The organism is Paraburkholderia hospita (assembly GCF_002902965.1).
GTDB lineage: Bacteria > Pseudomonadota > Gammaproteobacteria > Burkholderiales > Burkholderiaceae > Paraburkholderia > Paraburkholderia hospita.
In genome coordinates this window covers 1,232,617-1,254,218 of the sequence record NZ_CP026106.1, presented here as the reverse complement: position 1 = coordinate 1,254,218, position 21,602 = coordinate 1,232,617, and the positions used below count along the sequence as shown (strand labels likewise).

The window sequence follows — 21,602 nt, the reverse complement described above, 5'->3', positions numbered from 1 at the left end:
GCCTAGCGCCCCTCTCGCTGCAACGTCTCCGCGAGATGATTGACGACCGCGCGCGTCTTCGCCGCCATTTTCTGCCCGAGCGAGATAATCGCGTGCACGGGTGGCCCATCGACATCGGCATTCGGCAACAGATGCACGAGCCTTCCCGCCTTCACATACGGAAGCGCCACGCGATCGAGAATCTGCGCGACGCCGAAGCCGGCGACGGCCGCTTCCACGAGCGCCTGTCCGTCGGCGAGCACCAGCACGGGCTGTGGCGAATACTCCCTGACAGCATCGCTATCCTGCAACGTCCATGCGCGCAAACGTCCTGAAGGTCCACGAAAAACGATCGCATCGTGTGCAGCGAGCGCGCCGATATCGTGAATATCGCCGCGCCGTTGAAGGTACTCCGGCGACGCATAGAGCCCGAGGCGCAGGTCGCACAGCTTGCGCACCGTCAGCTCGCTATCATCGGGCAACGCACCAATACGCACGACGACATCCCATCCTTCGCCGATGGGGTCCGACATCCGGTCGGTAAGCGCCACTTCGAGCGTGATCTTTGGATGCTTGTCGCGCAGTTGAATGAAGCTGGGAAGCAGCAGCCGGCCGAACCCCGCAGGCAGATCGATCTTGACGCGCCCCGCCGGCTCCGAGCGTCTCGACGCGAGCTGCTGCTCCGCTTCGCGTAGACCGTCGAGCGCCTGTTGGGCGGCCTGTAGATAGGTCTCGCCATCTTCGGTGAGGCGGACCGCGCGCGTCGTACGCTGGAACAGCTTCGTGCCGAGGCGCGCTTCGAGCCGCTGTACCGCCTTCCCGACATTCGACTTGCTGCTGCCTATTTCTTCGGCCGCGCGGGTGAAGCTGCCGCTCTGCGCGACCGCAACGAAGACCGCGATCTCATTGATCGGTGCATCTGCGCGTTCGTTCATTTGACGATCGATTGGCGTGGAATCGAGGGGTTCGGCCACTTTAGCAGGTCCATTGCAATTACGCGTGAGACAGCCGTGTGGTTCACGCTATGCGTCCACCGTTTCTTTCAACTGCTTTTCTCGTGTCTGCGCGTCGGGTTCGTCATTCTGACCGGGCGTGCGACTGAGGAATGCGAACGTCGCCACGGCGGATAGCAGCGTGATGACGATCAGCACATGCAGAAGGCGCGTGAATGCATCGGCGTAACTCATCGAGAGCGCGTGACGGGTGGCTTCCGGAAGAATCGCCGCCGCATGGATCATGTCGCCGGCAACGACGCGTTGTGCCGCTTCCGCGATTCGCGCGCCGACTCTAGCGTCCGTATCCGGCACCACGTGCATCAGGCTCGTGTGCGCCAACGCCGCAAGAATGGCAGTCGCGATGGCGAGCGCAATCCCTTCACCCGCCACGCGCGTCGTGCTGAATATGCCTGCTGCCATGCCCGCGCGCTCTTTGGGCACGACGCTGACGGACAGGCCATCCATCAAGCCCCACGGCATGCCCGCGCCGATGCCGATCACCAGCATCGGCATCACCAGCGCGGCCTTCGCTCCGCTGAAGTCGACGAGGCTCAGCCAGTAGAGTCCCGCCGCGGCGATCAGAAAGCCGACACCGGACAGCACACCGGCTGATACCCAACGCGTGAACGATGCAACGAGAAGCGGCACCACCAGCATCGGCGCCGACAACGCGATCATCAGCACGCCCGCGTCGATTTCGCTGAGTCCTTCCGCGCCGATGAAGCGCAACGGCAGCATCACGACGAGCACGATATAGCAGTAGCACGTCCCCACCGGCAAGATCTGCACGCCGACGAATCGCGGATAGCGAAACAGACTCAGCTCCAGCATCGGCCGCTTCACGCTGGTCTCGATCACGATGAAGGCAACGAGGAAAACGGCGGAAGCGATCAGCAGCAGGACGACGGGCGCGCTGTCCCATCCGCTCGCCGGCGCCTGAATGACACCGAACGTGAACAGAACGAGCGTCGCCGTAAAGGTGATCGTGCCGGGATAGTCGAGGCCCGTCGCGCCCGGATCGCGCGTCTCGCGCATGCGCGGCACGCCGAACATGAACGCAAGCGTACCGATCGCTGCGATGACCATGAAAATCGAACGCCAGCCGAAGTGCTCGATCAGCACACCCGCCATCAACGGCCCGAATGCGAGGCCGATACCGAAGCTCGTGCCAAGCAGGCTGAACGCGCGGGTGCGCGCATGTCCATCGAACTCCTGAGCAAGCGAAGCAGCGCCGCTCGACAGCGATGCGGCGGCGACCACGCCCTGTGCGCCGCGCAAGATGTCGAGCCATAACACCGACGGCACGAAGCTCATCGCCGCCGACGTCAGCACGAAACCGCCGAGCCCGACAACAAACAGCTTCTTTCGACCGAACTGGTCCGCGAGTGCGCCCGCTGCCATCAGCAAGCTGCCGAACGTCAACATGAACGCATTCGTGATCCAGGTCAGCGACGTGGCCGTCCCGCCAAGATCGCGACCGATTGCAGGAGTCGCGACAGCGCCCCCGGAGAAAGACAGGGGCAAGACTAACGCGGCGAGGCAAACGGCGGCCAGAATCAGCAGCTTGTTGCCCTCCGCGCCGTTAGACGAGGGAGTGCGCATGATCGGGAGAGAGGTAATGACAGGAGAGGAGCCGGGGATGCAACGCTGCATCACGGCTGATAGACAGGGGCCCGATTATGCGGCCCGATACTCTCTCGATAAACAACCGCGCGGTATTCAGTGCGTCTCCCACAACGCGACAATCGAAACACGTTGCGCCCACACAAAACCGCGTGACGTACGCATACCCCCGCCGGATTGTCGCTTGCAAAGCGACTCAGCGACTCCCCTTCCCCCGTTTATCGCGCAACGGAAACTGCCCATACTTTGCTGCAACGGTGCCGACGACGGCGCCCCAACGAAACCCGACCCTGACCGGTCCGCGCTACAAGGAATGTCGACCATGAAGCTCTATATCGCCAAAGCAACCTGCTCGCTCGCCGTCCAGCTCGTCGCCAACGAACTCGGCCTCGCGCCGGAACTCGTGCATTTCGACGTGCTCGGCAAGTCGACGTCGAATGGCTTGGCGTTCGCCGATGTCAATGCGCTGCTGTATGTGCCCGCGCTCGAACTCGACAACGAAAGTCAGGACGTCCTGACGGAAACGGTCGTGATCGCGTCGTACCTGGCGGACCAGCATCCCGGCTCCGATCTGATTCCGCAACGCGGGACGATCGAGCGCGTGCGCATGGATCAACTGCTAACGTTCGTTGCCACCGAGATCGCGCAAAAACACATTCCGCTGATGCGCAAACTGATGACGCCGGAGGGCATCGCATTTCATACGAACAAGCTGCTGTCGGCCTACGCCGCGCTCGACAAACGTCTCGCCGATGGACGCCCGTATCTGACGGGCGAGCAGTTCACGGTCGCCGACGCCTACGTGTGGGCAACGATGTGGCATGAGCGTTCGGGTGTGAAGCTCGACCATCTGAAGAACCTGATGGCCTATGTGGCGCGCGTCGAAGCTCGCCCGTCTGCGCAGAAGGCGCTCAGCGACGAAGCGGCCGTCGTTGCCCGTCATGAAGAGCGGCTCGCGGCGTAATAGCCGTCGCGTATTGCGCGATCAAATGCGCAACAAGCCACGCGGCCCGGAAGTTTTGCTTCCTGGGCCGCGTGGCTTTACTTCGATAGCGGTGTGATCGTCAGTCTCACGCAGCCTGCGTGCCGTCGCTCAGCGTCTTCAGGTCCGTCACCGTGTACGACATCGACAGCCGATAACCCGCGCCGACGCGCACAGGCGCGAGGTCGGAAATCTCTTCACCCTCGGCGACGGGCAAGCTCAGTTGCCCCTCGCCTGCCCACACGTCGGCCATGCGCGGGTCGTCCATGATCGACATCACGAGTTCGTGTACGGCGGGCGTCTCATGCTGCCCGGCAGCCAGTCTCGGGAAGTGACGCAGATTCACGATCGGACGTCCGGCGAGACTGACCGTTGAAGGATCGTCCACCTTGCCCGTCAACTTGACCTCTGCGCGCGCAATGCGCTGGCCCGCCGTCGATGCCGTCGCCGCAAATCGCGCGCCCGGCGCTACCTGCGCAGCAGCGAGGCTGGGTGCCGCGAACGTGCGCGTCTGGTGCACGGCGCCGAGGCGCTTCGGGAAGCCTTGAATCAGGCCGCGCATCATCGCCGAGTCGTTGTCCACGAAAATGTACGGGCAATATGCGACTGGCTGGCCTTCATACAACGCATCGACGAGCAGGAAGAACTCGCGATACTGATAGCGCGCCGGGTCCAGCAGTTCATCGTTTTGGCCCGTGAACTGCCAGTCGACGAACAGCGCCGTTGCGTGACCCGGCGACGACGGATCGACGCTCAGACCCGCCGGCAACGTCGCCGCCACAGCGGCAGGATCGGCCCAGAACTCGACGATCAGAAAGTCGCCCGAATAGTGCCACGGCGGCGGCGGTGCGATGCTCGAGAGGCCACGGGGCGAAAGAGGAACGGCGTATTGCTTCGACATGATTTTTCTCCAGAATCAGATTAGCGTAGGGCGGATGGATGTTTCAGGCGGCAGTGCCGGCGGCTGTCGAGCCGTCCGCTGCCAAAGCTGCGCTTCGTCCGGCGAGTCCGTTTCCTGCCGACCAGTTCTCGCCCGCCACCTCGATGAGGTTGATGAATACATCGGCGGGTTTGACGCCCGGGTTCTTTTCGAGCCGTACAACGAGGTCTTGATAGAAGCGTTGCTTGTCGTCGGCTGAACGGCCCGCTGTCAGCGTGATCTGGACCAGCAGCACGTCGGACGAGCGCGCGAACGGAAAAGTCGTGTTGACGTGAAAGTTCGCGTCCTCGTGTTCGCTGACGGTCATGAAGAACGTCTCGGGATGCACGCCAAGCGACGCGTGCAGCGTTTCGTGGATACCTTCGAGAACAGCGGTGCGGTACGCGGCGGGCTTGCCGCTGCGCATCGAGACATGGGTCATTGGCATTTGAAGCTCCTGAAGTGCGTTTGCTTGAGATGAATCTTAGGGTTGCGCTTCGATAACAACAATTCATCACTAAGTATTTCTGCGATGATTTTCACCAATGATTGAAACCGCACTTTCTTGCTTCGCCCCGCCGTGTGGGTGGCATCGCGCTGCTACTGGGAAAAACCAGGCACTCGTCTATGATTTAGAAACGCGATGACTGGAGCCGCTAACATGAGCACCGATTATCAATCGACGACGCGACGCCTCGATCTCGACGACGTTCAGGCATTCGTGCTGGTCGCCGACCTCAGCAGTTTCACGCGCGCCGCCGAAGTGCTCGACATCACGCAATCGTCGATCAGCCTGAAGATGAAGCGGCTCGAAGAACGACTCGGGCGCCGCCTTCTCGAACGCACGCCGCGGCGCGTGCAACTGCTGCCAGAGGGCGCGGCGTTCCTTGCGGCCGCCCGGGAGTTGCTGAGCGCGCACGACCGCGCGCTGAATCCGACGGTGCAGGCGCAACGCAGCCTGCGGCTGGGCATCATCGACCACACCGCCGCGGACGGGTTGATACCGTTGATTGCGCGCATTTCCGCGCAGGACACCACGTTGCGGGTCGAAGTGAAGATCGGCGCATCGAGCGAAATGCTCGCCGGCTACGACTCCGGCGAGCTCGATGCCGTCTTCGCGCGACGCGACGCCACGCGAAGGGACGCGGAAAAACTGTTCGTCGAACACTGCGGATGGTTTGCCTCGCCGCAATGGACGCACAGTCCCGGCGAGCCGTTGCGGATCGCGTCGCTGTCCGCCCCTTGCGGCGTGCGCGCAAACGCGCTGAAAGCGCTGGATGAAGCCGGCATCAAGTGGACGGAGGTATTTGTCGGCGGCGGCATCGGCACGGTGGGCGCCGCCGTGATGGCAGGTCTCGCGGTCGCGCCCATGACGCGACGGGGATGCCCGCCGCGAGCCGTCGATGTCGGCAGCCGGCTCGGTTTGCCACCGCTCGCGCCGATCGAAATCGCCGTCTATACGCGCGTGCGGGATGCCGGCATGAGAGAAACGATCCGCAGCCTGGGCGCCGCGCTGCGCACGACGAACGCGTCGGCTTGACGCGGCCGCTTAGTGATCCGCTTAGTGATCCGCTTCGCGTCCTGCCTACTTCGACGCACTGCGCCCGTCCTTCTCCACGCCGTCAGCCTGAGGACCATGCGCGGCGCAGGATTGAAGCGCGACGACGGCTTTCCTCGCGACCGCCATCGTTTCGTCACACACGGCGCGTCGCACTGACTTCGGGCAACCACCGTTTGCGGCGATCTCATCGAGTGCGCCCCTGACTTTTCTGAGCGCGGCCTCCGGTGAGCCGGTATCGGCGATCAGCTTGGCGATGTTGAACACGCTGCCCGACGGCAATATCACGAAGTCGGGACAAGTGGACTCGGCGTGGACTGGCGTCGCAAGCAGCAACGCGAATGTCGCGGGAATAAGCCTGGGAACAAGCGCGGAAACACGCCCAATGGAGCGAGAGTGGATCGGCATGACGGGCGACCTCTGAATGGACATCGACGCTGTCGTCGGTTGAATCCGCGAGTCCGGGTCACCCTTTTTTGATCGTTGACTGGCAACGCCGCGCAGATCGCATTTCCATCAAACGTTATAGCTGCGCATCCTTAACGATGGCTTACGCCCGCTGAACTTTTTGCTTTCTGTTTCGTCTGGCGTATTGGTTGACGCGTCCGTCAAAAGTGCGGGTGACATTCGAACGTGAGGTCGGCCTCGTGAGCTTCGAGCGCCCGCACGCCTCTGGACGACTCCGACACGACGCTCGGCACCTCGCCGCGTTGCGCGCAAAAGTTGCTTGCGCTCTGCATGACTGCCTTGTGAGACCTCGCCCACGCCGCGCTGCCGCCCGCCGCCGATGCGTGCAGCGTGTATCGCCCCGCATCGCCCGTCTCGACGACGGGGCTGGAACTCGCGCACGCCTGCATCAGCAAGGGCACCAGCGCGAAAATCGCTGCACCCACGGCCCGCCTTCGCGCCACGACTGCAACGCGTTGCCTGACCAGATTAGTCAGACCTGACAGGACTTGATTGACTTCAAATGTATTCACGACAACCTCTAAGCTGAACGCTCGCACCTGCACGATGCGGTGCGCGACCATCGCGAAGTATGAATTGGCCCCGTCTTTCGATCAGCTATCGAAGTTGCAACACAGTGTTCGCCCGGTGCACGCTCCGCAATTCAGGCTTGACGTTTGATCAAAACGTGCTCAGAGCGCTTCCTGACACAAGGACATCATCCGTTGCACCATCGTGCTCGCTTCGTTCAGTTCCATCTCGCTCGTAAAGAGCGCATTGACGCTGGACAGACGCACGGCTATGCCCGCGTCAAGCAGATCCTTGCTCGCGATCTTCAACGCGAACTGGCCGATCCGGACCCGGTCGAGCCAGTCCATCTTCACCTCGTTCTTCGAGAGCCAGCGGCGGCAGCATTCGACGACATGATCGACGCGCCACTCCTGCGTCAGCGCATACGACGCTGCCGCGGTGGCCACGAGGTAGCAAAGCAGTTCTGGACGCGCGCTGCCCGCGTCATTGAATTCGGGTTTGAGCATGGGTTGTGGACCTCAATTCTGTTCGGCCTGTCTTCAATACGTATGTGCTGTAGCACTGAAAACAACCTGCGCACATGGCAGACGGGGCGACTCGAATGAGCGCCCCGTCGCACCCGGTTCAGCGTGCGTAGCCGAAAGTCTACCCCTTTTTGCGCGCCCGCCAATTTACGGGGGCACCCCTTGCGCAAACACAAACAAACCGCGTGGTCAGCGCAGCGCCTGTCGTATGCCAAGCGCGACGATCACCGCACCGCACGCCCGGTCGATCCATTTCTGTGCGCGGCGATACGCGCCTGAAACGGCCTCATGCGACAGAAACAGCGCAACGCCGCCGTACCAGCACGACGCCACCACACCCACGGTAGCGAGCATCGCGAGGAAGGTCGGTGCGGACACATGCGCAGGCGCCGCTGTTGAAAACACAGCCGCGTAGAACGCGATCGATTTCGGATTGGCAATGTTGGTCGCGACACCTTGCATGAACGCAGAGCCAAAGCCCGACGACGCCGAAGGCTTTTGCACCGCCATCGGACGCGTGCCCGCCGACATGATGAGGCGCAGGCCAAACCAGATCAGATAGCCCGCTCCGGCGAGCTTCACGCCAATGGCTATCCACGGAAAGATAGCAAACACGACGCCGACGCCGAGGATCGCACAGGTGGCCCAGAAGAGATTGACCAATACGATCCCCGCGACGAGCGCAAATGCATCGGGACGTGTTGCCGACACCGACTTGTGCGCGACAGCGACGAAGTTCGGCCCCGGTATCACGACACCGACGATATAAACAGAGAACACGGCCGCCACGGCGGAGAAATCGATCATAGAGCCTCGATGAATATCGACTTGAAGTTGCGAGTCCGGAGAGAGGGCCACTATGCCACAACGCAATCCGCTACGCGGCTGATCTGCATTTCACTGCGAAAGTCCGTTGTAAATCGAATTGCATTTGGATAACAAAGTAGAAATAGTTGCTTCGTGTTTAGTGTTCTCCCTAATAGCATCGGGTTCCTTATTAATTCAGTGACTTCAATAAAAAGGGAATCCAATGAAGCGTGTTGTTCTGGCCAGCGCCGCAAGTCTTGTCGCTGCATCGCCCGCACTCGTGCATGCGCAGAGTGCCGTCACGTTGTATGGACTCGTCGATGCGGGCATCACCTATACCAACAACCAGAAAGGCGCGAGCAACATTCAGCAGACGAGCGGCAAGCTCAACGGCAGCCGCTGGGGCTTGCGCGGCGTCGAAGATCTCGGTGACGGACTGAAGACGGTCTTCACGCTGGAAAGCGGCTTCCGTCCGAACGACGGCACAGCGGGACAAGGCGGACGTCTGTTCGGCCGCCAGGCTTTCGTGGGCGTGCAGAAGACGGGGATCGGCACGGTAGCCGTTGGCCGGCAATACGAGCCTGTGACCGATCTCGTCTCGCAGTATGCAGGCCCGGGCTTCTGGTCGCCGTCGACCCACATCGGCGACAACGACAATCTGAACCAGACCTTCCGCGTGAACAACGCGGTCAAGTTCCGCAGCGACACGATTGCGGGCTTCACCGTCGACGGCCTCTACGCATTCAGCAACCAGGCGAACGGCAGCAACGGCACGGGCTTCAGCAACAACCGCGCATGGGGCGTGGCGGCGAACTACACGAACGGTCCGTTTTCGATCGGCGGCGGCTATAACGTTTTGAATCATCCGAACGCCGCATCGAACACAGGCGGCGCGATCGGCGGCGCATCGACCACGTCCGGCGACGACTACAGCGGCGCGTTCTTCTATGGATTGAATGGCGGCGTCGTGCGTCAGCAGATTGCGGCAGCAGGCACCAGCTACGCGCTCGGCGCAGCGACGTTCGGCTTCGCATGGAGCCACACGCAGCTCGATTACAGCGATGGCTCGTCGCGCAAGTTCAACAACTACGATCTGAACGCGCGCTATCTGTTCACGCCCGCACTGACATTGATCGGCGTGTACACGTACACGGATGGACGCGCGAGCAATCTGCCCGGCACCAATGGCGCGAACCTGAAGCCGCGCTGGCATCAGTTCACGCTTGGCGTCGATTACGCGCTGTCCAAGCGCACCGATCTTTATCTGTCGGCGGCGTATCAACTCGCGGCAGGCGATGCATCGACACGCGTCGGCACGGGTTATCAGAAGATTGCGGCTATTGCCGACGCTGGCACAGCTTCATCGACGAATCGTCAGGTCGCGGTGTTCTCGGGGGTGCGCGTGAAGTTCTAATAGTTCTGGTGTGGGTTCGAATGCGTCATCCGTTATGGGTGACGCAAGTACTCGCGACAACTCACTGCGTCACCGTCTCGCGCGCATAGCGCGAAACAGGCTGCGTCAAACCAAGGTTCTCGCGCAGCGTGCGCCCTTCGTACTCGCTGCGGAACAGCCCACGTCGCCGCAGTTCCGGCAGCACGAGCCGGATGAAATCGTCGAGGCTGTTGGGCAGCAGCGCCGGCATCACGTTGTAGCCGTCCGCGCCATGGTTGACGAAGCGCTCTTCGAGCGCATCGACGATCTGCTCCGGCGTGCCGACCAGTTGCCAGTGCCCACGCGCGCCCGCGATGCGCAGATACAGTTCGCGGATCGTGAGGTTCTCGCGCCGCGCGAGTTCGAGCGCCAGCAACTGGCGGCTCTTGCTGGCGTTGGTTTCCGGCAGTTCCGGGATCGGACCGTCGAGCGGATAACCGGACAGGTCGAAGCCACCCGTCACCGTCGATACCAGCGCAAGCCCCACAGCGGGATCGATCAGCGCCTGAAGCGCGTCGAACTTTTCGCGTGCCTCGGTTTCGGTCGCGCCGACAATCGGCATCACGCCCGGCATGATCTTGAGATCGTCCGGCTCGCGGCCATACGCCGCCATCCGCCCTTTGACGTCCGCATAGAACGCGACGGCATCGTCGAGCGTCTGCTGCGCGGTGAAGATCACTTCCGCCGTGCGCGCGGCCAGTGCCTTGCCCGCCTCGGACGAACCCGCCTGCACGACGACGGGCCTGCCCTGCGGCGAACGCTCGACGTTCAGCGGCCCGCGCACATTGAAGAACTCGCCGCGATGGTCGAGCACATGGCGCTTCGACGGATCGAAATAGCGCCCCGACGCCTTGTCGCGCACAAACGCGTCTTCGTCCCAGCTGTCCCACAGACCTTCGACGACCTCGGCGAATTCAACCGCGCGCTCATAACGCCGCGCATGCGCGAGATGCTCGTCGAAGTTGAAGTTCTTCGCCTCGTGCGAGCTCGACGACGTGACGAGATTCCACCCCGCGCGCCCGCCACTGATGTGATCGAGTGACGCAAATTTGCGCGCGATGTGATACGGCTCGTTGAACGTCGTCGATGCCGTGCCGACCAGACCGATCCGCTCCGTGACAGCGGCGAGTGCCGACAGCAGCGTGAGCGGCTCGAACTGCGCGACATAGCTGTGCGCCGTGCGGCTCAGAAAATCGACGTTGTCGCCGCGCGTGCCCGCGCCGTCCGCGAGAAAGATCAGATCGAATTTCGCGGCCTCCGCGGCCTGCGCAAGCTGGACGTAGTGCCGGAAATTGCGCCCCGCGTCGACCAGCGAGTCGGGATGCCGCCATGCGGCAATGTGATGTCCCGTCGGATAGAGAAAAGCGCCGAGGCGCAGATGACCCTTGCGTGAACTCATGACTGGAGAGAATAGGAGTGGATGGGCGTGGACTCAGGCACTCTTGCGCCATAGCTGCGCATTGTCGGGACGCGCGAGCCCAAGGTGCTCGCGCAGCGTCGCGCCTTCGTAGTCGGTGCGGAAAATGCCGCGCTTCTGCAGGATCGGCACGACGCCGTCCACGAAGTCTTGCAGACCGCTCGGCAACGCATCGGGCATCAGATTGAAGCCGTCGGCTGCACCGCCGTTGAACCAGTGCTCGATATCGTCGGCGATCTGCTCGGGCGTGCCGACGATCACGCGATGCCCCGTTCCGCCCGCCAGCGAGCGGATCAGTTCGCGCACCGTGTAGCCGTGACGACGGCCCTGCGCGATGGTCGCGTGAAAGAAGGTATGGTTGCCGTTGCCGCCGCCGGGCAGCGCGAGATCGTCGGGCAACGGCTGGTCGAGCTTCAGACGCTCCGCGTCGATGCCCAGCGTGCCCGCCAGACGGTTCAGGCTGTAGCGCCAAGGAATCTGATCGACCAGTTCGTCGCGGCGGCGCAGCGCCTCGGCCTCGGTCGCGCCGATGATGGTCGTGAGACCCGCAAGCACCTTCACGCCGGGACGCCCGTATGCCGCCGCGCGCGCGTTGAGGTCGCGCCGGTACGCCACCGATTCCTCGAGCGACTGGGACGCCGAAAACACCGCTTCCGCGTGGCGCGCAGCGAGATCGCGGCCATCCGGCGAGCCGCCCGCCTGCACCACCACGGGATGGCCTTGCGGCGAGCGCGGCAGGTTCAGCGGACCTTGCACATCGAAGTGCCGGCCGCGATGCGCGACGGGATGCACTTTCGAAACATCAATGAAACGGCCGCCCGCCTTGTCGCCGACGAACGCATCGTCTTCCCAGCTGTCCCACAGCGCTTTCACGAGTTCGGTGAACTCGGCGGCGCGCTCGTAACGCTGCGCATGGTCCGGCACGGCATCGCGGCCGAAGTTGCGCGCGGACGGCAGATCGGCCGTCGTCACGACGTTCCATCCCGCGCGTCCGTTGCTCACATGGTCGAGGGTCGCGAAACGCCGCGCGATGTTGTACGGCTCGTTATAGCTCGTCGATGCAGTGCCGATCACACCGATGTGTGTCGTCGCGGCGGCGATGCTCGCGAGCAGCACGGTCGGCTCCAGCGCGGTGATGGGACGGAAATCGATCTGATCGATGATCGCGGCGTTATCCGCGAGAAAAACGGCATCGAGTTTGCCCGCTTCGGCGATCTGTGCGACGCGCACATAGTGATTGACGTCGACGAATGCGCGCGGGTCCGCGTCGGCCAGCCGCCACGCAGAAGGCACAAAGCCCGAGTGCAGGATGTTGACGTTCAGATGCAGGCGGCGCGGCGTGGCCGGTGCCGTGTTACGGCTCATCGAAATTCTCCGCTGTGTCGGGTGCGCTTGCACGCGCACTCACGATGCTTTCACTTATGCGTCAATGCACTTTCGGAAAGCCGTGGCGCTCGGCAAGCAGGTCGAGGATGCGACGCGTGTCGGTAATGAAGCGGCGCTCGCCCAGCGTCTGCGCATCGGCGGGCGCGGGTTGCTCGTCGCCCAGCACGAGCACGGGCAAGCCTTGATGCGCTTCGTCGAGTGCTTCGACGACGGCCTGGCGCGGACGCTCGAACGGCACGCGCCGCACGTCGAGCCCTGCAACGCGCGCCGGGTCGCTGGCGAGCAGCCCTTCGATGGGCGCGCCGTCGGGACAGATGAAACGTTCGCCCGGATAACGGGGATCGGTAAATCCGGGTTCGAGCAACAGAAGAAGATCACGGCTCATCGCGGGAGGCCCCTGATTGGAACGTAACGTTGATATTGTCGAATGCGGCGCTTGCGCGCCGCCACGAAGAAATCGGCACATCGATATGCCGTTGCACGCTATGCGCGTTTGCGCGAGCGGATCGCCCTAGAAAACACGGCCTTCCGTCAGATGCGTCGTCACGCCGTTCAGTTCGTAATCGCCGATCACGCGTGCTTTATGCAATAGCGGGTTGTGGCTGAAGATGGTGCGCAGATTGCGCCAGTGACGATCGAAGTTATGCGCACGCGATGTCGCCGACGCGCCGCCCGCTTCGAACATGCGCTCGGCCGCATACAGCGCGAGCTTGCTGACGATCAGTTGCGTGCGCGCCGTCGCGAGCGCGCCTTCGAGCACACGCGTTTCCGCATCGGGCTCGCCATTGCGAATCGCCTGCGAAGAGCGCTCCAGCACGCGCGCGTTGTCGCGCACCAGCACGTCGATCGTATGGCTGTGTGCCGTCAAATCGCCGATCACCTGCTGGATGAACGCGTCTTCGCGCGCCGACGGCGCGGGACTGTGCAGCGCAGGACGGCCATGCCGCAGCACATAGCCCTTGGCATCGGCGACGACATTGCGCACGATCCCCGCGCCCACTGCGACGAGATGCAACTGCCGCAGCGCGCCGCCGTGACGGCCGGCCAAGGTCGTCTGCACGCGCGGCGTGACCTCGTCTGCGAGCACCAGCAGGTTGTCGAATTCGAGGCTGCCGCTTGCCGTCATCCGTTGGCCCATGCCGTCCCAATCGTCGAGCACGCGAAAGCCTTCGCGTTTGACAGGCACGATAGCGACCACGGGATTGCCGTTCTCATCCTGCAGGTTCAGCCGTGCGAAGTCGGAGAACGCCGTGCCCGTCGCGTAGTATTTGCGGCCGCTCAACCGGTAGTGCTCGCCGTCGCGGCGAAGCTGCGTCGTGATCTCGCCGGGACGGGACGTGCCCAGCTCCGTCGAAGCGCCACCGAAAATCGCGCCCTCGACGACGCGCTCGATCTGCAACGCGTTGAACGCCGTGCGCGGTTGTAGCAGCAACGCCTCGGTCTGGTCGAAATGAATGCGCAGCGCGTGCGCGATGTTGCTTTCCCCGGCAGCGAGCGTGGCGATCACATCGAACACGTCTTCAAGCGAGCCGCCCAGGCCGCCCCATTCGACAGGCAAGCGCAAACGCCCGAGCCCCGATTGCCGGAACAGCGTGAAGCCGTCGTACGGCAACTCGCGCTGCGCCTCGCGCGACGCAGCGCCTTCGCCGATGGCTTTCGCGAGCGCGGGCAAGCCGGCGAGCGTCGTCTGAAGACGTGCACGTGCGGCACGGTCCGTGAGGTCTTGAGCGGGCATTCGTGGTTCCTTGTTCTGGACATGCGGACCGGCATGAGCATGCCGGGGGTCGACGCTTCGCCGACCAATAAGCGTGCCAGTATAGGGACGCGTTCTTTCTCAGTTAACGACCAATTTTCGCTTACGTTATTCGCGTGAGTGCAATGAAGAAACGGCGCGCGTCTTCGTTCGATGCGCAGCGAAGCAAATCACGTCGTGACGCTTAACGATCGCTCGATTCGTTCTTTGACCGCTGGATTGACGCATCGATATATTCGGCAACCCAATCTCACGTCAATCAAGAACGCGTTCATGCGCAGACTCGCCTTATTTGCGCGCCTCGCCACGGCTGCCGCTTGCTCGATGTTCATGTGTTCCGTCAATACAGCGCACGCCGCCGACGATCCAGCAGCGAAAGCGCAGCAAACGCTGCGCATCGGATTCGTGCCGGGTCCGATCAGGACGTGAGTTCCCGAACCGTTTGCTCCGTCGTCAAAAGCGCATGCGCGAGATAACGGAAGTTGATGATCGCGGCCAGATATCCGTCGCCGTCCGGCAGTCGCGGACCTGCCGTAGCGTCACGCACCACGGCAACTTCAAACCCTTGTTCGATCAACTCGCGCAAGTGCGATTCGATACAAAGATTCGCCGCCATGCCGGCGAGAATGATCTGCGAGACGCCCTTCTTGCGAAGTTGCAATGCGAGGTCGTTCGTCTCCGGCCCATACACCTTGTGCGGCGATGCGATGATGGTTTTGCCGTCGAGAATGTACGGCTTGTACTCGTCGAGAAAGTCCGCGCCCGATCCCTCGAAATCCTCAAGCGTGTTCGGCCCTTTGCGATCGAACATGCAGATGTTGTGCATCACCTTTTCCAGCGGACCGCCAAAATGCCACTCGTGGTCGCACGGATAGTAATAGTGCGGCGAAACCGCCACGGTGAGGCCAACCTGCTTCGCCGTCTTGAACAGCTGCCCCAGATTTGCGACCGTATTGTTCTCGGTGATGCTCGGCCCGAATACCGACCAGCTCGCCCCTGACGGACTCAGGAAATCATTCTGCGGATCGATTACCACCAGTGCCGCCCGCGCGGGATCCAGTTTGAAGCCCGTCGGCGGCAAAGCCGGATTGGCAGGATCGGCGTAGGGGTTTGCGTTCTCTTGCGCTGCCTGGTTCGCGTTACTCATAAAACCCTCCATATAAAGGTCACTACATAAGAAAACCGCAACCGCGCAAAGTATGGACGCACGCCAAACATAGATGACCGGTCGCTTTATAAAAACCGCAAAAAAACTTAACGAAGCAGGCGAGGCAATACGACCTTCTCGAAACGTTCGTAAGCGTTGCCGCTCTGCTCGATCTTGCCGCGCATGGCCGCGCCTTCGTAAGCCTCGATCACGATCGCCGCGAGTTCGTCCGCGTTCTGCTTGCGGTCCAGTTCATTGCGCTCCTGCGCCTCGCGCAAGCAGACTGCAAGCGCCTCTTGCCAGCGCGCGAGCAAGGCCAGAAGTTTCGAGCGCGCCTCGTCGCTGGCGTTCGACAGTTCCAGTGACAGGTTGCCAATCAGACAACCCAGCGCGAAGTCGCTCTTGCTGTGGTCGTCGGTCAATGCGCGGAAGAATTTCGCAATGCGCGCGAGCGGCCTGATTCGCGCGTCGTACAGAATCGGACCATGGCGGTCTTCGATTGACTGCCAGTAGTCGTCGAGAATTTCGGCCGCAAACATTTCCTTGCTTTCGAAGTAGTTGTAGAACGAGCCCTTCGGCACGCCAGCGGCCGTCGTGATGTCCTGCACGCCGCAGCCATTGAAACCACGGTCGTGAACCACATCGCGCCCCACTGACAGCAGACGCGAACGTACTTGAGGATTGGCAGGACGTGGCAACTTCGTGATCTCCGCTGAGTCGATGGATAACAAGATAACCGGTCATCTATTTATTGTCAACCTCGTCTCGGACTTCGGGCGGCCGGATCGCAGAAACCAGTCTGTCCACGACACGCTCGGAGATCGCCCGCATGATCGTCGGATCGACAAACTGCTCGACATAGACCGTGTTCGCGATCAGCCTTCCATCGAGAACTGAAACTGAAACGTTCGGGAATTTCTTCAACCATCCACACGCATACTCAAATCCCGTCACATTCAGCTGTTGCGTTGGCCAATGAAATGTGACCGCCTGCATGTCGGAGATATTGAGCGCAACGGGAGCCTGTTGCGTGCTGCCGAACACCTTCGCATAGTTCGCGTAGTCGCGAAAGATGAGTCCGTTGACGACGCCCTCGTGAATCTCACCGAAGATATGCCTCGCAATCTCGAACAACGGCCGGTCCAGATCAGGAACAGGCGTGATATGTCCCGTGATGGCCGAGAAGACAAGTTCCGCCGAAACGTGCGGCTCAAGCCTGCGGCGCATATCCACGGACGACCGCATCAGAATCCGGCGCGGCTGCTCCTTCGCCACGTCGCCAATCGCGAGCGCAAATGCCGCGAGAAGAAGCGAATGCACGGAAGAACCGTGCGCGTGGGCTGCGGCGCTAATACGTTGCATATCGGCTGCGTTGATCACGGTCTGCTCGAGGCGATGCGTCACTGGCCCACCATCGTATGGCGCGCGCATCGGGATTTCGGCAAATGCCCCTGAATAAGCAGCAGGATCGCCGATACATCCACCCGAAAGCGAAGCGAGGCTTCGATTCACCGCCGCATCGACGGGGACCGGGAAAGGCTGCGGCGCCAACGTCGGGCGTGTACCGCGCACGATGCAATCGCAGATATGAACAAGACATGAATGCAGTTCGACCAGCGACGTTGCGTCCGTCACTGCATGCGAACTCAGCATGAAGATATCGAGTGCATCTTCACCGGCAATTACGTGGACACTATAGATTCTCTTTCCCGTATCCAGTTCGGCATTCAGCAACGTCGCGTATAACGCATCGACGGAACACGCATCGGGAGACAACCACGATTCAACCGCGGACGATTCATCCACCCGCTCCACGAATTGTCCATTCTCGACGACCGAACGAAGAATGCCGTAGCGAGCCTCCAGACATGCGATCGCAGTGTCGAATTGCTCTCTGCTAATGGACCCGGCGATACTGCTGCGACTCACCACGAGCAGGCCCGTCCGGATGTAAGTCATTTCCGTGGGCGACGCCTCGCGATAGATTCGCCTCGCGGCGCGAGCCTGGTCTTGTGAAGGCCGTTCACAAAGCGACTGCATGGCCAGCTCCTGAAAACAAATGGGATGCGTAAATGTCGTGACGAGTCTGGCGATATCGTGTTCAGCGGCGAGCCCGCGACAGCGGGCTATGCCTGTTCGCCAGAGCCGCCGGCAGCATCATTACGAATGCTGGAAGAGCGAAATCTTCTTCGCCTTGATCATGGATCTGACTTTCGACACAAACGGGGTCTGCGGATCTTTGGTGCATGCTTCGGCTACGGTCTCCGCGACGGGATGCGCTGTATCGACGACCATCGTGTCCGTCTCCTTGATACCGAGCTTGTCGACACCGGCGACCCAATAAACGAGAGCCGGTCGATACACCTCATCGACGGAGACATAATCGGCGCAGGTCATTTTTGCGGGGGACACCGTCTTTTCCTGCGCGCTAGCCGCTTGAGCGGCAACCAGACAGACGAGGACCATCAGGATTTTCGAGGGCTTCATAAGACACTCCATGAATAGAGAAAGCTAGAATCGTCGCAAGCGTTGCGACTGCGGGGGCGATTAACCGGCATGTGTCAGCCGGTATGACTGTGCATCGTAAAGACGCAGAATTAGCTCTGCATTACCGGCGAGGACGCACCCCGGACAGCGCTACGCATTTGCGTGCGCAATCGTCCAGCCGAGTCCGCGCACATTGCGAATCAAGGATTGACCGAATTTTTTGCGTACCGAGTGGATCAACACGTCGACAGCATTGCTCTCCACTTCCCTGCCCCATCCATACAGCCGGTCTTCGAGCTGTCCGCGCGACAGGATCGTGCCGCGCTTTTCGAGGAATGCATGCATCAGCGCAAATTCGCGCGCTGAAAGCGATGACGCGATGCCATTGCAATTCAGCGTGCGCTTCTCGAGATCGAGACTGAGCGAGCCGTCCCCGATCGCCGAGGTCGCGTAGCCCGCCCTGCGACGCAATACGGCGCGAATACGCGCGAACAACTCGCGAATGGCAAACGGCTTGAGCACGCAATCGTCCGCACCGGCCTCTAGACTGCACACGCTCGCATCCAGATCGTCTTCCGTGCTGAGAATCACCACAGGTACGCTATTGCCCGCTGCACGCAGTGCGCGCAGCACGTCCAGACCCGTCATGTCCGGCAGGCCGAGGTCGAGAAGCACGATGGCGTAGTAAGCGGCCTCGATGGCGCGCTTGCCTGTCCGGCCGTCGCGGACCCAGTCGACGCTAAATTCCGCCGCCTTCAGCGTGCGACACAAATCGTTTCCCACCTGCACATCGTCTTCAATCAATAACACCCGCATGATGTTTCACCGTTTGATCAAGTGGCTATCCAATACGACTTCGCCGACCAACATCGCCTCGCATGACACCGCGTCGCGAGGTTCGAGATCGTCTGGACCAACTACTGAAGGGAACATGCCAGACGGGCGAATTTCTTCTGTTTGCTGGCTGCGTTATTGCAAACGGGCAAGATCAATGCGCCGTCAGCGGCCAGGACGCCTCGACCCGTTGTGGCTTCGCCGCGCAAACGAGGCAAAACCGCATGGTGCAACCCGCCAGCAGCAGCGCCGGACGGCGGACCCTTCAGGGATTCGGCGTGGGTGAATTGTGTAGAATGCAGAGCAGTATTCCATCCCCCGAACAGGGTATGAAACGCCTTCGTTTTGCAGTCGGAGACTCAAGTGGCCAGGTCCGACGTGTCAGACGTGATCGATCTCATCTATGGCGCCGCGCTCGGCGAAGGCGCGACCTGGCCCGACCTTGGATCGCAGCTGTGCTCGATGTTTCGCGCGCAACGCGTTTCGTTGAGCATTCCCGATGCGCCCGGCGTACTGCGCTACCTGCTCGGTGGCGGCAACGAATACGCCGATGCATACGCCGCCTATTACCACCGTATCGATCCCTTCCGGCAAAGAGCCGAGAGAATCTTTCACGGCCTGAACCGTGCAACTCTGCACGCCGTGATCGGCGAGCAGATCGTCCCCGACGATGTGCTGCTGAAGTCCGAGTTCTATGTCGATTTCGCGCGTGGTGCAGGCGTTCGTCACCTGCTTGGCGGCATGCTGGGCGTTCGCGCGGCCACGCCGATCGGCATTCAGCGCGATGCCCGCTCGGGCCCATTCGATGAGGGCGATCGACAGCTGTTGATGATGCTGCTGCCGCACCTGCAGCGCGCGTTGCAACTGGAAGAGCGTCTTGCTCTCGCGAACCGGACGCAACTGGGTACAGGCGCACTCGATACGCTTGCCATCAGCGTCGTGATCGTCGACGGCACGATGCGCGTCTTGCATGCGAATGCCGCCGCAAACCGACTGATGGACGCCGGCCACTGCGGGCTGGCGATGACACGATCGGGACCTCGCCCCGGCGTGGGCGCCATCACGCTGCTCGCGCGGCACCCAGATGATCATTCGACACTCGGCAAACTCATCGCTTCAGTCGCGATGGGCGGCGCGCTCAGATTGCGCAATACACGCGACGAACCCGCGCAACACGCGTCACTCGCGGTGCTCGTTTCGCCCGCTGTCAGTCATTTTCTGTCCGACGTGCGCGATGCGTGCCGTGTACTGCGGGGCACGGCAACGGTGGTCATACGTCAATTGAACCACGCGCTGCGGCCGCCTCCGGGCCTGATGAGCGAACTCTACGGGCTCACCAAGGCAGAGGCCGATGTCGCTTTGCGCTTTAGCGGCGGCGCGACTGTCGAGGACGTGGCGAGAGTCAGGCAGGTTTCGCTGGAAACGGTCCGTACGCAGGTCAAGACCATCCTGCGCAAAACGAACGCCGCCAGTCTTCGCGACCTCGAACGAATCATCGCGATCAGTTCGGCGCTGGTGCCGACCCAACTCTAGTTTCCTTGCCATGCGCGAGCACGGCGTTGCGAGGCAGTTAATCATTCGCGGCTAATTCTTTCCCTTTATCGTGGCTGTGTACAAAACGCCAAACCAGAAATGACGGCATGTGTGATTTGAGCCCGATAGACGAAAGGAGGCCGTATGAGTGCTCTGACGGATGAACGACTGTGCACGTTGAGTGAAATCGCCGCTGACTGCTTCGATGTGGATTTGCTGGACGCCGACGCACCCGAACAACGCGTGCTGGTAAAGCCTGCCGATATCGTGAGAGCGCTTGAAAGCGCCTATGACGTGGGTCTTGTCGTCGGATATCAATTGACCCGTTCCGGAAGGATTCGCTCCTGACGTGCGCGACATGCCGAAGGCGGGCCGTCAGACCCGCCTTCGAATACTAGGCTGCTTCAGTGCCTCTGGCGTGCGCCACCGTCCAACCGAGACCGCGCACATTGCGGATCAGAGACTGTCCGAATCTTTTGCGCATCGAATGAATCAGCACATCGACTGCGTTGCTCCCGACTTCCCTTCCCCAGCCATAGATGCGGTCTTCGAGCTGGCTGCGCGACAGGATCGTGCCTGGCCTCTCCAGAAAACTGTGCATCAGCGCAAACTCGCGTGCCGAAAGCGCTGTCGCAATGCCGTTGCGATGCAACGTACGCATCTCGAGATCGAGGCTGAGTGATTCGTCGCCGATGCGTGACGTCGCATACCCCGCCCTACGCCGCAATACCGCGCGCAGACGTGCAAGCAGTTCACGAAGGTCGACGGGTTTGAGCAGGCAATCGTCGGCGCCGACGTCGAGGCTGTGCACGCGTGCATCGAGGTCGTCGCATTCGCTGAGGATCAACACCGGGACCGCGTTTCCGGCACCACGCAGTGCCTTGAGAAGATCGACTCCGCCGATGTCCGGCAGCCCCAGGTCGAGCAGCACGGCAGCGTAGCTGGTGGATTCGAGTGCCAGGCGAGCAGCTTTGCCATCCCGGATCCAGTCGACGGTATAGTGCGCGTCCTTCAATGCGCGAAAAAGGCTTTGTCCAACCTGTACATCGTCTTCAACCAATAAGACTCGCATTTATTCCCTCTGTACATGGCCGCAAGCATCCGTTCCAGACGGATCCGGACGCTATTGGGATCGATGACCTCCCCGGTTCATTCTGGATAACGAATTAGATGTTCTATCAGACATCCAAAGGCAGGACCCGGCACCTTTTGTTCTGATCGTGATCGCGGTGCGCAAAGGGTTGTCCG

The 21,602-nt window shown here is 61.6% G+C and carries 23 protein-coding genes; 5 read left to right on the top strand and 18 right to left on the bottom strand.

Translation table 11 applies throughout. The annotated features are described in order from the left end of the window. Positions 1-2 precede the first annotated feature (2 nt). Both C2L64_RS24035 and C2L64_RS24030 read right to left on the bottom strand, forming a co-directional pair. A complete protein-coding gene (locus tag C2L64_RS24035) occupies positions 3-914 on the bottom strand; it encodes a LysR family transcriptional regulator (protein WP_176133861.1) in 912 nt (303 codons plus the stop codon). A gap of 87 nt (positions 915-1,001) precedes the next feature. After that, positions 1,002-2,576: an MFS transporter gene (locus C2L64_RS24030; protein WP_009770661.1), complete on the bottom strand. Its 1,575-nt coding sequence runs from the start codon at positions 2,574-2,576 to the stop codon at positions 1,002-1,004. A 343-nt stretch (positions 2,577-2,919) separates the two neighbouring features. Here C2L64_RS24030 and C2L64_RS24025 point away from each other — a divergent pair, with 343 nt between their 5' ends. Beyond that, the gene (locus C2L64_RS24025) at positions 2,920-3,561 is read left to right on the top strand and encodes a glutathione S-transferase family protein (RefSeq protein WP_009770660.1); all 642 of its coding nucleotides are present in this window, start codon (positions 2,920-2,922) and stop codon (positions 3,559-3,561) included. A gap of 106 nt (positions 3,562-3,667) precedes the next feature. Here C2L64_RS24025 and C2L64_RS24020 read toward each other — a convergent pair whose 3' ends face one another. After that, the gene (locus tag C2L64_RS24020) at positions 3,668-4,480 is read right to left on the bottom strand and encodes an acetoacetate decarboxylase family protein (protein WP_009770659.1); all 813 of its coding nucleotides are present in this window, start codon (positions 4,478-4,480) and stop codon (positions 3,668-3,670) included. A gap of 43 nt (positions 4,481-4,523) precedes the next feature. Continuing rightward, positions 4,524-4,946, bottom strand: coding sequence for a tautomerase family protein (locus tag C2L64_RS24015; RefSeq protein WP_039902385.1), 423 nt, complete (start codon positions 4,944-4,946; stop codon positions 4,524-4,526). A 213-nt stretch (positions 4,947-5,159) separates the two neighbouring features. On the opposite strand from C2L64_RS24015, the gene C2L64_RS24010 reads away from it, so the two are divergent. Continuing rightward, positions 5,160-6,038: a LysR family transcriptional regulator gene (locus C2L64_RS24010; RefSeq protein ID WP_009770657.1), complete on the top strand. Its 879-nt coding sequence runs from the start codon at positions 5,160-5,162 to the stop codon at positions 6,036-6,038. Between the two features lie 45 nt (positions 6,039-6,083). On the opposite strand, the gene C2L64_RS24005 is transcribed toward C2L64_RS24010, so the two are convergent. The 4 genes from C2L64_RS24005 to C2L64_RS23990 form a co-directional block, all read right to left on the bottom strand. Then, positions 6,084-6,488: a hypothetical protein gene (locus C2L64_RS24005; protein ID WP_009770656.1), complete on the bottom strand. Its 405-nt coding sequence runs from the start codon at positions 6,486-6,488 to the stop codon at positions 6,084-6,086. Positions 6,489-6,664: 176 nt separating this feature from the next. Next, entirely contained in the window at positions 6,665-6,949 is a 285-nt protein-coding gene (locus tag C2L64_RS24000) for a hypothetical protein (RefSeq protein WP_236674172.1), read from the bottom strand. A 246-nt stretch (positions 6,950-7,195) separates the two neighbouring features. After that, the gene (locus C2L64_RS23995) at positions 7,196-7,540 is read right to left on the bottom strand and encodes a hypothetical protein (RefSeq protein ID WP_009770655.1); all 345 of its coding nucleotides are present in this window, start codon (positions 7,538-7,540) and stop codon (positions 7,196-7,198) included. 207 nt (positions 7,541-7,747) lie between these two features. After that, positions 7,748-8,365, bottom strand: a complete 618-nt coding sequence (locus C2L64_RS23990; RefSeq protein ID WP_009770654.1) for a LysE family translocator — start codon at positions 8,363-8,365, stop codon at positions 7,748-7,750. A gap of 223 nt (positions 8,366-8,588) precedes the next feature. Between C2L64_RS23990 and C2L64_RS23985 the strand changes: the two genes are divergently transcribed. Further along, positions 8,589-9,779, top strand: a complete 1,191-nt coding sequence (locus C2L64_RS23985; protein WP_009770653.1) for a porin — start codon at positions 8,589-8,591, stop codon at positions 9,777-9,779. 61 nt (positions 9,780-9,840) lie between these two features. Here C2L64_RS23985 and C2L64_RS23980 read toward each other — a convergent pair whose 3' ends face one another. The 9 genes from C2L64_RS23980 to C2L64_RS23935 form a co-directional block, all read right to left on the bottom strand. Continuing rightward, on the bottom strand, positions 9,841-11,196 hold the full coding sequence (locus C2L64_RS23980; RefSeq protein WP_009770652.1) for an LLM class flavin-dependent oxidoreductase: 1,356 nt from the start codon (positions 11,194-11,196) through the stop codon (positions 9,841-9,843). Between the two features lie 33 nt (positions 11,197-11,229). Continuing rightward, positions 11,230-12,579, bottom strand: a complete 1,350-nt coding sequence (locus C2L64_RS23975) for an LLM class flavin-dependent oxidoreductase (protein WP_009770651.1) — start codon at positions 12,577-12,579, stop codon at positions 11,230-11,232. Positions 12,580-12,640: 61 nt separating this feature from the next. After that, positions 12,641-12,985 carry a DUF3088 domain-containing protein gene (locus C2L64_RS23970; RefSeq protein WP_009770650.1) on the bottom strand — a complete coding sequence of 115 codons (345 nt, stop codon included), beginning with the start codon at positions 12,983-12,985 and terminating at the stop codon, positions 12,641-12,643. Positions 12,986-13,111: 126 nt separating this feature from the next. Next, positions 13,112-14,335: an acyl-CoA dehydrogenase family protein gene (locus tag C2L64_RS23965; protein WP_086910244.1), complete on the bottom strand. Its 1,224-nt coding sequence runs from the start codon at positions 14,333-14,335 to the stop codon at positions 13,112-13,114. A 436-nt stretch (positions 14,336-14,771) separates the two neighbouring features. Continuing rightward, positions 14,772-15,500, bottom strand: a complete 729-nt coding sequence (locus C2L64_RS23955; RefSeq protein ID WP_009770647.1) for a cysteine hydrolase family protein — start codon at positions 15,498-15,500, stop codon at positions 14,772-14,774. A 107-nt stretch (positions 15,501-15,607) separates the two neighbouring features. Next, entirely contained in the window at positions 15,608-16,141 is a 534-nt protein-coding gene (locus tag C2L64_RS23950; RefSeq protein ID WP_236674171.1) for a TetR/AcrR family transcriptional regulator, read from the bottom strand. Between the two features lie 103 nt (positions 16,142-16,244). Continuing rightward, positions 16,245-17,540: a phthiocerol/phthiodiolone dimycocerosyl transferase family protein gene (locus C2L64_RS23945; RefSeq protein ID WP_009770645.1), complete on the bottom strand. Its 1,296-nt coding sequence runs from the start codon at positions 17,538-17,540 to the stop codon at positions 16,245-16,247. A gap of 120 nt (positions 17,541-17,660) precedes the next feature. Continuing rightward, entirely contained in the window at positions 17,661-17,987 is a 327-nt protein-coding gene (locus C2L64_RS23940; protein ID WP_009770644.1) for an HdeA/HdeB family chaperone, read from the bottom strand. A gap of 150 nt (positions 17,988-18,137) precedes the next feature. Then, positions 18,138-18,803 (bottom strand): response regulator transcription factor, encoded by a 666-nt coding sequence (locus tag C2L64_RS23935; protein ID WP_009770643.1) that lies wholly within the window; start codon positions 18,801-18,803, stop codon positions 18,138-18,140. 381 nt (positions 18,804-19,184) lie between these two features. Here C2L64_RS23935 and C2L64_RS23930 point away from each other — a divergent pair, with 381 nt between their 5' ends. Continuing rightward, the gene (locus tag C2L64_RS23930; RefSeq protein WP_039902381.1) at positions 19,185-20,354 is read left to right on the top strand and encodes a helix-turn-helix transcriptional regulator; all 1,170 of its coding nucleotides are present in this window, start codon (positions 19,185-19,187) and stop codon (positions 20,352-20,354) included. 144 nt (positions 20,355-20,498) lie between these two features. Next, entirely contained in the window at positions 20,499-20,702 is a 204-nt protein-coding gene (locus C2L64_RS23925; RefSeq protein WP_009770641.1) for a hypothetical protein, read from the top strand. 46 nt (positions 20,703-20,748) lie between these two features. Here C2L64_RS23925 and C2L64_RS23920 read toward each other — a convergent pair whose 3' ends face one another. After that, entirely contained in the window at positions 20,749-21,426 is a 678-nt protein-coding gene (locus C2L64_RS23920; RefSeq protein ID WP_039902380.1) for a response regulator transcription factor, read from the bottom strand. Between the last annotated feature and the right edge of the window lie 176 nt (positions 21,427-21,602).

Excerpts from the sequence above, each read along its gene's own strand:
- C2L64_RS23935 (WP_009770643.1), bottom strand. The coding sequence starts at position 18,803 with ATGCGGGTGTTATTGATTGAAGACGATGTGCAGGTGGGAAACGATTTG.
- C2L64_RS23955 (WP_009770647.1), bottom strand. The coding sequence starts at position 15,500 with ATGAGTAACGCGAACCAGGCAGCGCAAGAGAACGCAAACCCCTACGCC.
- C2L64_RS23995 (WP_009770655.1), bottom strand. The coding sequence starts at position 7,540 with ATGCTCAAACCCGAATTCAATGACGCGGGCAGCGCGCGTCCAGAACTG.
- C2L64_RS24005 (WP_009770656.1), bottom strand. The coding sequence starts at position 6,488 with ATGTCCATTCAGAGGTCGCCCGTCATGCCGATCCACTCTCGCTCCATT.
- C2L64_RS23940 (WP_009770644.1), bottom strand. The coding sequence starts at position 17,987 with ATGAAGCCCTCGAAAATCCTGATGGTCCTCGTCTGTCTGGTTGCCGCT.
- C2L64_RS23975 (WP_009770651.1), bottom strand. The coding sequence starts at position 12,579 with ATGAGCCGTAACACGGCACCGGCCACGCCGCGCCGCCTGCATCTGAAC.
- C2L64_RS23920 (WP_039902380.1), bottom strand. The coding sequence starts at position 21,426 with ATGCGAGTCTTATTGGTTGAAGACGATGTACAGGTTGGACAAAGCCTT.
- C2L64_RS23970 (WP_009770650.1), bottom strand. The coding sequence starts at position 12,985 with ATGAGCCGTGATCTTCTTCTGTTGCTCGAACCCGGATTTACCGATCCC.
- C2L64_RS24030 (WP_009770661.1), bottom strand. The coding sequence starts at position 2,576 with ATGCGCACTCCCTCGTCTAACGGCGCGGAGGGCAACAAGCTGCTGATT.
- C2L64_RS24010 (WP_009770657.1), top strand. The coding sequence starts at position 5,160 with ATGAGCACCGATTATCAATCGACGACGCGACGCCTCGATCTCGACGAC.
- C2L64_RS24025 (WP_009770660.1), top strand. The coding sequence starts at position 2,920 with ATGAAGCTCTATATCGCCAAAGCAACCTGCTCGCTCGCCGTCCAGCTC.
- C2L64_RS23980 (WP_009770652.1), bottom strand. The coding sequence starts at position 11,196 with ATGAGTTCACGCAAGGGTCATCTGCGCCTCGGCGCTTTTCTCTATCCG.
- C2L64_RS23965 (WP_086910244.1), bottom strand. The coding sequence starts at position 14,335 with ATGCCCGCTCAAGACCTCACGGACCGTGCCGCACGTGCACGTCTTCAG.
- C2L64_RS24020 (WP_009770659.1), bottom strand. The coding sequence starts at position 4,480 with ATGTCGAAGCAATACGCCGTTCCTCTTTCGCCCCGTGGCCTCTCGAGC.
- C2L64_RS23925 (WP_009770641.1), top strand. The coding sequence starts at position 20,499 with ATGAGTGCTCTGACGGATGAACGACTGTGCACGTTGAGTGAAATCGCC.
- C2L64_RS23990 (WP_009770654.1), bottom strand. The coding sequence starts at position 8,365 with ATGATCGATTTCTCCGCCGTGGCGGCCGTGTTCTCTGTTTATATCGTC.
- C2L64_RS23945 (WP_009770645.1), bottom strand. The coding sequence starts at position 17,540 with ATGCAGTCGCTTTGTGAACGGCCTTCACAAGACCAGGCTCGCGCCGCG.
- C2L64_RS24015 (WP_039902385.1), bottom strand. The coding sequence starts at position 4,946 with ATGCCAATGACCCATGTCTCGATGCGCAGCGGCAAGCCCGCCGCGTAC.
- C2L64_RS23985 (WP_009770653.1), top strand. The coding sequence starts at position 8,589 with ATGAAGCGTGTTGTTCTGGCCAGCGCCGCAAGTCTTGTCGCTGCATCG.
- C2L64_RS24035 (WP_176133861.1), bottom strand. The coding sequence starts at position 914 with ATGAACGAACGCGCAGATGCACCGATCAATGAGATCGCGGTCTTCGTT.